This is a genomic window from Parabacteroides sp. AF19-14, from assembly GCF_003635485.1.
Lineage (GTDB): Bacteria > Bacteroidota > Bacteroidia > Bacteroidales > Tannerellaceae > Parabacteroides > Parabacteroides distasonis.
The window spans coordinates 144,111-156,381 of the sequence record NZ_QTMJ01000007.1; the positions used below are offsets into that span (position 1 = coordinate 144,111).

8 protein-coding genes are annotated in these 12,271 nt (G+C 40.4%); 7 read left to right on the forward strand and 1 reads right to left on the reverse strand.

Going from position 1 to position 12,271, the window contains the following annotated elements:
• Positions 1 to 25 precede the first annotated feature (25 nt).
• From DWX33_RS09380 to DWX33_RS09405, 6 genes are all read left to right on the forward strand, one after another.
• Positions 26 to 1,180, forward strand: a complete 1,155-nt coding sequence (locus DWX33_RS09380; protein ID WP_122380255.1) for a glycoside hydrolase family 130 protein — start codon at positions 26 to 28, stop codon at positions 1,178 to 1,180.
• 18 nt (positions 1,181 to 1,198) lie between these two features.
• Positions 1,199 to 2,365, forward strand: coding sequence for a glycoside hydrolase family 130 protein (locus tag DWX33_RS09385; RefSeq protein WP_122380256.1), 1,167 nt, complete (start codon positions 1,199 to 1,201; stop codon positions 2,363 to 2,365).
• 633 nt (positions 2,366 to 2,998) lie between these two features.
• The gene (locus tag DWX33_RS09390) at positions 2,999 to 6,208 is read left to right on the forward strand and encodes a TonB-dependent receptor (RefSeq protein WP_122380295.1); all 3,210 of its coding nucleotides are present in this window, start codon (positions 2,999 to 3,001) and stop codon (positions 6,206 to 6,208) included.
• Positions 6,209 to 6,218: 10 nt separating this feature from the next.
• Positions 6,219 to 7,982: a RagB/SusD family nutrient uptake outer membrane protein gene (locus DWX33_RS09395; RefSeq protein ID WP_122380257.1), complete on the forward strand. Its 1,764-nt coding sequence runs from the start codon at positions 6,219 to 6,221 to the stop codon at positions 7,980 to 7,982.
• Positions 7,983 to 7,998: 16 nt separating this feature from the next.
• A complete protein-coding gene (locus DWX33_RS09400) occupies positions 7,999 to 8,841 on the forward strand; it encodes an endonuclease/exonuclease/phosphatase family protein (protein WP_122380258.1) in 843 nt (280 codons plus the stop codon).
• Positions 8,842 to 8,878: 37 nt separating this feature from the next.
• A complete protein-coding gene (locus DWX33_RS09405; RefSeq protein WP_122145660.1) occupies positions 8,879 to 9,796 on the forward strand; it encodes an endonuclease/exonuclease/phosphatase family protein in 918 nt (305 codons plus the stop codon).
• Between the two features lie 74 nt (positions 9,797 to 9,870).
• Here DWX33_RS09405 and DWX33_RS09410 read toward each other — a convergent pair whose 3' ends face one another.
• Complete coding sequence (locus tag DWX33_RS09410; RefSeq protein WP_122380259.1) at positions 9,871 to 11,253, reverse strand: restriction endonuclease; 1,383 nt, start codon at positions 11,251 to 11,253, stop codon at positions 9,871 to 9,873.
• Positions 11,254 to 11,691: 438 nt separating this feature from the next.
• On the opposite strand from DWX33_RS09410, the gene DWX33_RS09415 reads away from it, so the two are divergent.
• A complete protein-coding gene (locus DWX33_RS09415; protein WP_122145659.1) occupies positions 11,692 to 12,234 on the forward strand; it encodes an RNA polymerase sigma factor in 543 nt (180 codons plus the stop codon).
• Positions 12,235 to 12,271: the final 37 nt, after the last annotated feature.

A 12,271-nucleotide genomic window follows, 5' to 3' on the forward strand; every position in this document is an offset into this window, starting at 1 on the left:
TAATTTGTAAATTAAAATAGTATATATGAATTATTTAAATCTAATACCTGTATCGTTCTTATGTGTTTGCTTGTTGGCATGTGGCAATAAGGCGAAACAGGTACCGACAGAGGTGATCGCTAACAACACAAATAATCTTCCCGTATGGGCTTTGGGGGATTTTGTACGTCCGGAAGGGATGAATCCTGTGATTACTCCGAATCCGGAAAGTAAGTTTGATTGTCCGATGCGTAAGGCTCCGGTAGGATGGGAAGAGAGTGATACGTTCAATCCTGCGGCAGTGGTAAAAGACGGGAAGATTTGTGTTTTGTATCGTGCGGAAGATAATTCAGCCACGGGTATCGGAAAACGTACCTCTCGGATCGGATTGGCAGAGAGTGTAGATGGGGTTACGATGGAACGGCATGCTACTCCTGTAATGTTTCCCGCCGAGGATAATATGAAAGAATTTGAATGGCAAGGAGGCTGTGAGGACCCTCGTGTAGCGGTTACGGAGGATGGGCTTTATGTTATGATGTATACCGCATGGAATCGGGATGTTCCTCGTTTGTCTGTCGCTACTTCCCGTGATTTATTGACGTGGGAGAAGCATGGCCCGGCTTTTGCGAAAGCTTATGATGGACGTTTTAAGGATATGGCATGTAAGTCCGGCTCTATCGTAACAAAAGTGGTGGATGGTAAACAAGTTATAACGAAAGTAAATGGTAAATACTTGATGTATTGGGGGGAACAGATGGTTGCGGCTGCGACCTCTGACGATCTGATAACTTGGACTCCGGTATTAAATGATCAGAATGAATTGTTGGGCTTAATTTATCCTCGTGATAATTATTTTGATAGTGCCTTGACAGAGTGCGGACCTCCTGCTATCATGACTGATAAAGGGATCTTATTACTTTATAACGGTAAGAACCAAAAGGATGATAGGAGAGATCCTCGTTTTAACGCAGGTACTTACAGTGCGGGGCAAGTATTGTTTGATTTGAACGATCCTTATAAAGCGATCGCTCGTTTGGATGTTCCATTTTTCCAACCTATGGCTGATTTCGAGAAGAGTGGTCAGTATGTAGATGGTACTGTATTTATTGAAGGGTTGGTATTCTTTAAAGATAAATGGTACTTGTATTATGGTTGTGCGGATTCTAAAGTTGGGGTAGCTATTTATACCCCAACCTTGTAATGCCTAAAAGCAGGATGTATGTGGTTCTATAATAGATTGTTTGTATGTGTATTTATTATGTCTTTTTGTGGCTTAGTGAATGCTCAGATCGATACTTCGGTCTATAAAGATTGGATGATTGGCCCTTTCGAGAAAGAACCGGAAGGGATCAATCCGATACTCGGCCCGAACTTTGATAGTAAATTCTATTGCCCTTTAGAAAGAAAAGAGGTTAGATGGGAATCGAGGGCTATCATTGGCGGAGCTGTGGTTGTGAAGGATAATCAGATCTTTATGATTTATCAAGGTGAAGATGATAGCAGGGGATATAATCTTCATACTCATGGTAGCCCGGGCATAATGAGACTTGGGCTGGCGGTTAGTTCTGATGGGATAAATTTTACACGGCGATCTCCTGTACTATATCCTCAAGATGATTTATTTTTGGATAAAGAGCGGGGAGGAGGCTGCGAGATTCCCCGTTTGGTGGAATCTCCCGATGGAGGCTATGTTCTGTTGTATGATGGTTGGAACCAGTCGGTTGCCAGACTAATGGTTGCGACCTCTAAGGATTTAGTAAACTGGAAGAAGGAGGGTTCGCCTTTCTCTAAATATCATGGGGAGAAGTATGTTGGCTTATGGTCTAAATCGGCTGCTATCATTACGGAATTAAAGAATGGAAGATTAGTCGCCGCAAAGATAAATGGTAAATATTGGATGTATTGGGGTGAAGAAGGCTTGTATATTGCGACCTCGGATAATTTGCGGGATTGGAAGATGTTGGAAAATCCGGATGGATCTCCTAAAGTCTTATTGCCTAAACGTGTAGGAAAATTTGATGATCGCGTGATAGAAGGTGGGTATGCACTTAAGACGGAAAAGGGAATTGTCGTTTTTTACAATACGTTCCGTTTCCGACAAGAAGGGGAGACAGGAGAGCCTGTTCTTGCCTCGGGATTAGGACAAGCTCTAGTTGATCCAAATGATCCAAAGGTATTATTGGACCGTTCGGAAAATGCTTTTCTGAAACCAGATTGGGAGTATGAGATACAAGGTGCTGTAAATAACGTAGTGTTTATGACTGGGCTTGTTTATTTTAAAGGGAAATATTTTCTTTATCATAATGGTGGCGATCGTATGTTGTGTGTTGCGATCTCTAGAAGTAATGATTCGGCCCTTCAAGTCTCCGGAGATCCGATCGAATAATTGATGATTCCCCAGATAAAGTTTTTAAAGTTTCGAAAGCACGTATGTTCTCAAAAGAGCATACGTGTTTTTTTTATGAAAAATGTATCTAGTGTTGCTAAATAAACGATAAATTCACTAATTTTGTACCATTAGATCTTAAGAAAAGACATAGTCTATCCATATAGTTTATTTTTTTAAAGGTTGCTTGCTGACTTAGTTCCGGGAAGACTATGGTTCTTTATGATACATAAATCATTTTCCCGTACACTATTATAATCCTATTTTTTCTTTCTAATCTTTTTACTAGATCAATCATATTCTATCCGGATTCCGGTTATCTATTGATCTAGCAGGCTTTATGTCCTAAATTCTTTCTATTGAAAATCATAGTCTTCCCGGAACTCGTTTGTCTTGTTTTTTTATTTAAGATGAGAGAATGTAAATAGAGTAGTTAACCTTAAAAAAAGAGAAGCCTATGTAAATATGCGGAATGAATGTAAAAAGAGAAGAAGGCGGTATGCCTACCTGTCTTCATTTGTTATCTAGTTAAAATCTATACATTATAAAAAACGTTTTAAAATGAGTAATATCAAGCATTTTTTCTTCAAGGCTTTGTTTTGCGCATCATTATTCCCGAGCGTAAATACTCCAATGGCCTTGTGTGCGAATAGTCATGATATAGAGGCTTTGCCGGAACCACAGCAACAAAGAAAAGTGACCGGTGTAGTTACAGATTTGAAAGGCGAACCTATCATCGGCGCCAATGTGGTAGTGAAAGGTTCTACGAATGGAACGATCACGGACATTGATGGTAATTTCTCCATCGAGGTAACTCCGAATTCGATACTTCAAATCTCTTATATTGGTTACGTAGCTCAAGAGGTACCGGTAGGAAATAAGAATAATCTGGTCATTTCTATTCATGAGGATACCCAAAAATTAGATGAGGTCGTGGTTGTAGGTTATGGTACTCAAAAGAAAGTAAACTTAACGGGTGCCGTGGAACAAGTGACGAGCGAGGTTTTTGAGAACCGTTCCGTATCGAACGCTACCCAGATGTTACAAGGTTCTATCCCGAACTTGAATATTCAATTGACGGATGGTAAGCCGACCCGTACGGCTAGTTATAACGTGCGTGGTACGACCTCTATTGGTCAAGGTGGGGATGCCTTGGTTTTGATTGACGGTGTTGAGGGGGATCCGTCTATGTTGAATCCAAATGATATCGCTAGCGTGTCTGTATTGAAGGATGCGGCCTCTGCCGCTATTTATGGTGCCCGGGGTACGTTTGGCGTGGTATTGATTACGACAAAAGAACCGGCTAAAGATAAGACCTCTATTACGTATACGGGTAATTTCTCGCTACAACGTCCGGCTACGGTTCCCGATGTGGTGACGGATGGATATATGTATGCCGAACGTTTCTATGAGGCTTATCACGCATGGAACAATTATTCGGCGGACCCGAAGAATATTAATAAGACCCAAGACTTCTCTCTTGGTTGGTTGGAAGATTTCAGGTTACGGAAAGAACAAGGTCTTACCTCGGAAGTAGAGAAAGATGCCAACGGTAAGTATGTTTATTACGGAAATGAGGATTATTACGACGCTTTGTATAAAAAGAACACGTTTGCGCAGGATCATAATTTATCCTTGACCGGGAGCAATGGTAAATTGAATTATTATATTTCCGGACGTTTCTACGGTTATGATGGTTTGTTCCGTTATAATACGGACGATTACAAAACGATGAACTTACGTGCGAAGGGTTCTATCCAACTGTTCGATTGGTTGAAAGTAGAGAATAACATGGAATTCTCGAATATGGATTATCATAACCCGATGAATGTGGGTGAAGGTGGTTCGATTTGGCGTAATATATCGGATGAGGGACATCCTTGCCAGCCCATTTTCAATCCGGATGGAAGCCTGTCTTTTGCGGCCGCTTATACGATAGGTGATTTCATATATGGAAAGAACGGTATTGATACGAATAATAAGGTATTACGGAATACGACTAGCTTTACGACATCATTCTTAAACAATAAGTTGCATGTAAGAGGTGATTTTACATTTAGGAATACGGATAATAATAAGACGCAACGCCGTGTCCCGGTTCCTTATAGCAAGGTAGAAGGTGAGAGTTTGCTGTTGAGCGAGAAATACAATGATTTAAAAGAAACGACTGGTAAGACTGATTATATCGCCACTAATATTTATGCAGATTATGAGGATACGTTTGCGGAGGTGCATTATCTTAAAGGTATGATCGGTTATAATTATGAGCAGTCTCAATATAAGAACCTAGAGGTTCAGCGGAATGGCTTATTATTTGATGATACGGATAACATCAATTTGGCGTTGGGTGACGCTATCACTACATCCGGTAAATATAATCGTTGGCGGGTTGCTGGTGGTTTCTTCCGTTTGAATTATGCGTTTAAGGATCGTTATCTGTTGGAGGTGAACGGCCGTTATGATGGTTCCTCGAAATTCCCGACAGATCAGCAATGGGCATTCTTCCCATCTGTATCGGCGGGTTGGAGAATCTCGGAGGAGCCGTTCTGGCGGGTGAATGAACAAATCTTCTCGGATATGAAAGTCAGGGCTTCTTATGGTTCACTGGGTAATGGTAATGTTGACCCGTATAGTTTCCTTGAGCTTTTAAGCATCAAGACTTCCGATCGGGTATTGAATGGAGCGTTGAATAAGTATACCAGCGCACCTGCCGTTATGCCAAGCGGACTTACTTGGGAGACCGCTACGACAACTGACGTAGGACTTGACTTTGGTATGTTGAACAGTCGTTTCCGTTTCTCCGGCGATTACTACATCCGTAAGACTACGGATATGTACACGGTCGGTAAGACGCTCCCAGAGATTTTCGGTGCCGCTTCCCCAAAAGGTAACTATGCGGATATGACAACGAAAGGCTGGGAAATCACATTGACTTGGCGTGATCATTTTGAGCTGGCTAGCAAACCGTTTAATTATGAGATCAAGGGTACTCTGTCTGATTATATTTCAACCATAGATCGTTATAATAATGAGAATAAGTATCTGGATGATTACTATGAGGGTATGCGTGTCGGTGAGATTTGGGGATACGAGACCGAGGGCTTATTTAAAGACCAAGCGGATATCGATAATCATGCTACCCAGAAATTAATCAAGTCATCTTCCAAGAATATTTGGTATCCGGGAGACGTGAAGCTAAAGGATCAAGACGGGAACGGTGCGATCGATTATGGAACGAACCGGGTTGATGATCATGGGGATTTGAAGGTGATTGGTAATAGTTTACCCCGTTTCGCTTATAGTATTAACCTAAGCGGTGATTGGAATAATTTCTTTATATCGGCTTTCTTCCAAGGCGTGGGAAAGCAGGATTGGTATCCTAGCTCGGAATGTATTTTCTGGGGACAATATAATCGTCCGTATAATAATCTACCGACATGGCATGTCGATAATTATTGGACTGAGGATAATCAAGGCGCTTATTTGCCTCGTTATGCGGGTTATAATACCTCTATTAGAGATACGAAACAGACTCGTTACTTGCAGAATGTGGCTTATATCCGTTTGAAAAATCTGCAATTTGGTTATACATTACCCAAGCAATGGATCTCGAAGATCATGCTTCAAAATGCCCGGGTTTATATCTCGGCGGAGAATTTGTGGTGCTGGTCTCCCTTGTATAAACATACCCGTGATTTGGATGTGACAAATATCTATGGTTCGGACCCGGACTTGACGGATGCGGATATGAAGTCTGGCTTGAACGGGAAACGAGGTAGTGGTGATGGTAATAGTTATCCTCAAATGCGAAGCGTAAGCTTAGGTGTATCAGTAACTTTTTAAATCTTGAGACATGAAAAAACTAGTATATTCTTTTATATCGGCTTGCTTGTTATTGGGTGCTTGTTCGATGGATGAGTCTCCAAAATCGGAAATAGACAAGGAATCTATATTTAATAATGAGAAAGGACTTCAGACATATTCTTATTCCTTTTATGATATTTTGCCTTCTATCAGTAATGGGTATAAGAAAGATGCGATGTGTGATTATGGTGCGGTAACAAGTTTCGATTCTTTTTTGAGAGATGGGGCTTATTCGGCTGAGGTCGCTACGGGCTGGTCTTCCGATGATTGGAAAAACTTACGTAATTTGAATTATTTCATTGAGAATTGCGTGAGTGATCAGCTAGATGAGTCCGTACGTGATAATTATATCGGATTGGCCCGCTTTTTCCGTGCTTATTTCTATTATGAGAAAGTACTCCGTTTTGGAGATGTGCCTTGGGTAGATAAATCGTTGAGTATTGATGACGAGAAGCTGTATGATGAGCGTGATCCCAGAACATTCGTGATGGACAAAGTTTTGGAAGACTTGGATTTTGCGTGCGAACATATTACTCGTACGAGTGATGGTACGGGATCTTTGGTGACGAAGTGGGTGGCTTACGCTTTGAAATCCCGTATTTGCCTGTTTGAAGGTTCTTTCCGTAAGTATCATACGGAATTGGGATTGGCCGATACAGCGAATAAGTGGTTCCAAGAGGCTGTTAACGCTGCTGAAACCGTGATGGCAGAATCTGGTCATTCTTTATATACAGGTGCGGGAACAGATGGTTCGATGCGTGCTATATTCATTAGTGATACGCCGATCACGAGCGAAGTAATGCTTGCTAGCTGTTGTGACGTAACTCTAGGTAAACTAGGTGATGCGAATTGGTGGTGGACATCGGGTACCTACGGCTCTCGTTTTAGCATGACTCGTACGTTTGTCAACACATTTTTGAGTATCGATGGAACTCCATTTACGGATCGTCCGGGATATGAGACAATGTTGTTCTATGATGAATGCCAAGATCGTGATATGCGTTTAGCGCAAACGATTCGTACTCCGGGTTATCAGAGAGATGGGGAACCTGCCGCTCCGAATTTCAATGGTTATACATTTACCGGCTATCAGCCGATTAAGTATACGTTGGATGCTACTCATTATGACGCTGGGGCCTTGAATACAAACGCTATACCTCTTTTCCGTTATGCGGAGGTGCTGTTGAATTATGCGGAGGCCAAAGCGGAATTGGGTACATTGAGTGATCAGGATTGGAGCAAGACAGTTGGAGCTTTACGTGCCCGCGCCGGTATTACGGGAGGATTAAATGCAAAGCCGGTGAAGGTGGATACTTATCTTCAGAATACTTATTTCCCTAATATCTCAGATCCCGTCTTATTGGAAATCCGCAGGGAACGTTCTATTGAACTTGCTTTGGAGGGATTCCGTTTCTCGGATATCAAGCGTTGGAAGTTAGGTAAATTGATGACTATGCGTTGGACGGGTATTTATGTCCCGAAATTGAATGAACCGATGGATCTTGACCATGACGGAACAATGGATGTCGTGTTCTATATCGGTAGTAAACCGGAGAATTTACCGGCTAGTTGTACGCCGATATCAGTAGGGGATGATACCCAACAAGGGTTGACACAGGGTACATATGGAAACCTCACTTGGTCTGATAACGATCCTAGGATCTGGTATGATGATGATCGTCAATATTATTATCCGATTCCGGCGGCGGCAATTCAGAAAAATCCTAATTTGAAACAGAATCCGGGTTGGTAATTAAAATAAGAATAGTATGAGAAATCTAGTTATAGTATTTATTTCTTTATTTAGTTTCTGCTCCGGAATATTGGGGCAGCAGAAATGTCAGTTGAACGTAGGTAGTTTTAACCTGCGGTATGATAATGACGGAGATAAGGATGATTCTTGGACGCATCGGAAGGATATGGCCGTGTCGTTGGTACATTTTCATGATTTTGATGTCTTTGGGATTCAAGAAGGGTTGATTCACCAAGTGAAGGATTTAGTGAAAGATGGTACGTACACGTATGTCGGCGTAGGTCGGGATGACGGAAAAGAGGCAGGGGAACATGCCGCGGTCTTATTTAAGAAAGATCGGTTTAAATTATTGGATTCGGGAAATTACTGGTTGTCGGAGACACAGGATAAGCCTTCTTTTGGCTGGGATGCGCAATGCCGGAGGGTTTGTTCTTGGGCGAAGTTGAAGGATAAGGTTTCGGGAAAGGAATTTTATTTCTTTAGTGTGCATTTCGATCATATCGGTAAAGTGGCCCGTCATGAGTCTGCTTTGATTATGTTGGCTAATATTAAAAAGATAGCGGGGGATTCCCCTGCTATCTGTGTAGGTGATTTCAATGGTACGCCGGATTCTGAGCCTATACAAATATTGAAATCCGATGGTTTACTGTTGGATTCACGGGAAATCTCAAAAACACCACCCTATGGAACGGTAGGAACGACAAATCAATTTAATTTGAATGCTCCGATGAAGAATCGAATTGACTACATTTTCGTTACCAAGAATATTCACGTGAATAAATATGGTACGTTGAATGAGTTCCAATACGGTCATTACCCTTCAGACCATTTCCCGATTATGATTGAGGCTGAATTTTGAGTTTAAGGATTAGGATGTTAAAAATAATTATAAAGGTATGAAGAAGCTAATTTATTCTTTCTTATTTCTCCTTTGCTCCGTGTTTGCGTTGCAGGCGGAGTCTATGGTAGTTGCCACTTATAATTTGCGTAACGCGAATGCGGGTGACTCGACGAATGGTAATGGCTGGGGGCAACGGTATCCGTATATCGCCCAGTTGATTCAGTTTCACGGTTTTGATATTTTCGGAACTCAAGAAGGCAAGTATCAGCAATTGCAAGACCTTAAAAACGCGATGCCCGGTTATGATTATATCGGGGTAGGGCGTGATGATGGTAAACAAGCCGGGGAACACTCTGCCATATTTTATCGTAAGGAGAAGTTTGAGGTACTGGATCATGGGGACTTTTGGTTGTCTACGATAACCGATCGCCCTAATAAGGGATGGGATGCCGTTCTTCCCCGTATTTGCACATGGGGTAAATTTCGGGATAAACAAACCGGCTTTACTTTCTTGTTCTTTAACTTACATATGGACCATGTCGGTGTACAGGCTCGTGCGGAGAGCGCAAAACTCATTCTTGAGAAAGTGAAGGAATTTCCTGAGAGATTGCCGGCAATCCTAACGGGAGATTTTAACGTGGATCAACATAATGAATCTTATTTACTACTGGATAATTCCGGTATTATGCGGGATTCTTATCAGATAGCGGATTTCCGGTATGTGCCGAATGGGACATTCAATGGTTTCCATACGGATCGCAAGACGGATAGCCGTATCGACCATTTGTTCCTAACGAAAGAGTTTGATGTGAAAAAGTACGGAGTCTTGACGGATACGTATCGTTCGGAAGCAAAAGAAAGCGCTCAAAAGGAACAGGATGCGAACTTCCCTAAAGAAGTTTCCATGCAGAAGTATGTTGCTCGTACGCCATCTGATCATTTTCCTGTAATGGTTGTGGTAGAAGTAGAATAGAAAAACTTTAAGAAAAATAGAGGCGATCGCTAGAGGTCGCCTCCTATTCTGTAGAAATATTATAGAGGTTCTATTTACTCATTCTTTTTATAATAATTACCCATAAAAGAATTAATTGTATCAGAATAACAATTACCTGTTTCTTTGGATGTATGGGGTCTTGTTGGATCGATTCCTCCCTTAAACTGATCGAAATAAGTATATCTTATTTTCGTATAATCCGTAAATGCTTGTTCGGGAGAGGGATTAAAATGTCCATGCATAAAAAATTCCCAAGTATCGTCTACACCCGCATAATTCTTTTTGGCAAACCCTTCTATCGTTATATAATCCGAATTGTCTTGGGAGATAATGGTAGCGTAATGATGAGCGGTACTATCTTTCACTGTAAAATTCAACATGCTAGATTTACTTTGACTTTCGTATCGGCCAAACAGAGAGGCAACCATATCGCACCCTCTGGGCATTTTAACCTCTTCAGAGTGGGTTTGTTCGTAAAGAAATGCCTCTCTGGTACATAGACCTAAGGTATCAATTGAGATACGACTCTTTATTTGTCGTAATTTTGATATAAGGGAATCTATATTATTTACAGTCGGACCATACATCTCGTGGACATCATCCCTTTCACTATTATTATCAAAGACGGTAGGTATATAGGAAGAGGGCGACAAGGCTACTTCCAGATCAGACTTCAATGTGGTTAAATTTTCGATCAAGGTATCATAACTTCCAGTTACAGGCTTTTTACCTCTTTCTGGGTAGAGCCAAGAGGAAAGTTTGATGTGAATTTCTTTATACATTTCATAGACAGAAGTAAATTGACTCTGTTCGGCCGGCCATTTAAATTGCAACTGAACAAAGAACTTCCTTAAATTCTCACTGCTTTTTCTTATCTCGTTCACCTCTTGATAGAGCGAATTAAATTCTTCATTATATCCACCTGTAACATCATTAAGATTTGAAAAACTTGAAATTAACTTTTTACTCGAAAAATCATGTTCCTTTTTCCATTTCGGTTCTACCCGGATATACTCTTTTGTACGGTATGTTGAATTGAGTCTTGTAAATTGTCTTTTTTCCTTTGGCACAAACTCAATCATAGCACCTTCCTTTTGCATAATAGTATTAAAATCTAATACATACAATTCGTGATTTGGATATTCCAAGCCGCAAATAGCTTGGCCGGAATTGGAAATATTATAAATTTTCCCACCTTCCGTGAAGGTAGCATATCGTTGAATGGGTACAAAATTATTGACTGATGGTATTTTTAGCTCGTCTTTTATTTTAGTTCCTGGACTGTTATTATTTATTTGACATTGAATAGCCTTCCTCTCAAGCAACTTATCATGAGAAGACTGTAATATTTCACACAAAGATGCTTGCTTGGAATTACCAACATGACCAACAAGGGTATGCGGTGTTCTCTGTTTTCTTTCAGCATATGTTTTCATGACAACTTAGATTTTAAACTATTCGTAGATAAAATCGGAGATTGCGTTCTGTTTTTTTCCAAAAATAATAATTTTGCAGGAAAATAAATATTAAAATAACCAATCGAATAATAATTTTTCTACATTTGCGTTACAGGAGATTTGAGGAAAGACACGATTGATCCCTTGTAAAATATATTTCTGAGATCTATTACAACTGAGTCTCGGCAAGACTATGGTTTTGTTGATAAACCGTAAATCACTCAACCATATATATTTATAATCTATTCCTCCTTTTTATGAAATCTCAGATCTATCAACTAAGCATCTTTTTAAACCTCGATTACAAACTGATTCTGTTCGCTTTATATCTTCGTTCTTCTTTTTGTTAGCCATAGTCTTGCCGAAACTCATTTACCTGTAAAGACGATTGCGAATATTCATGATAATAAAGATTGTATGCAGGAAATTCATGCCGATAAGGTTTTAATGATAGCGATCGGAAATAATGATTATATCAGTTATAATAAACTGTTTGATCGTTATTACGGGCGTCTTTGTCAGTATGTGTATAGTCTATTGATGGATAGAAATGATGCGGAGGATGTTGTTCAAGAGCTTTTCTTGAATTTATGGAAAAATAGGGGGAGAATAGAGATAAAGGAAAATGTATCAGGATATTTATATCGGATGGCTAAACATCTGGCCTTGAACTTTATCCGATCAAAGGTGCAGACGGGAAGTTTATCAGAGAATCAAGACTTATTACTTCTATCCTATGAGGATAATCAACTGGAAACAGAAGAGTTTAGGATCGCTCTTTATGATTGTATAGACCATTTGCCGGATCGGAGCAGAGAAGTGTTACTTCTTCACAGGGTAAAAGGATTGAAGCAGAAAGAAATATCGGAGAAACTATCTATATCCGTGAAAACAATTAAAAATCAAATATGGATGTCTTTACAGAAGTTGAAGGAATGTCTGGAGATGAAGGAGGTATAAAATAATGAGAAAATTTTTAAGGTCTGTATAGGACCTT

Coding starts and splice junctions, on each gene's coding strand:
- DWX33_RS09380 (WP_122380255.1), top strand. CDS start 26: ATGAATTATTTAAATCTAATACCTGTATCGTTCTTATGTGTTTGCTTG.
- DWX33_RS09385 (WP_122380256.1), top strand. CDS start 1,199: ATGTGGTTCTATAATAGATTGTTTGTATGTGTATTTATTATGTCTTTT.
- DWX33_RS09390 (WP_122380295.1), top strand. CDS start 2,999: ATGGCCTTGTGTGCGAATAGTCATGATATAGAGGCTTTGCCGGAACCA.
- DWX33_RS09395 (WP_122380257.1), top strand. CDS start 6,219: ATGAAAAAACTAGTATATTCTTTTATATCGGCTTGCTTGTTATTGGGT.
- DWX33_RS09400 (WP_122380258.1), top strand. CDS start 7,999: ATGAGAAATCTAGTTATAGTATTTATTTCTTTATTTAGTTTCTGCTCC.
- DWX33_RS09405 (WP_122145660.1), top strand. CDS start 8,879: ATGAAGAAGCTAATTTATTCTTTCTTATTTCTCCTTTGCTCCGTGTTT.
- DWX33_RS09410 (WP_122380259.1), bottom strand. CDS start 11,253: ATGAAAACATATGCTGAAAGAAAACAGAGAACACCGCATACCCTTGTT.
- DWX33_RS09415 (WP_122145659.1), top strand. CDS start 11,692: ATGCAGGAAATTCATGCCGATAAGGTTTTAATGATAGCGATCGGAAAT.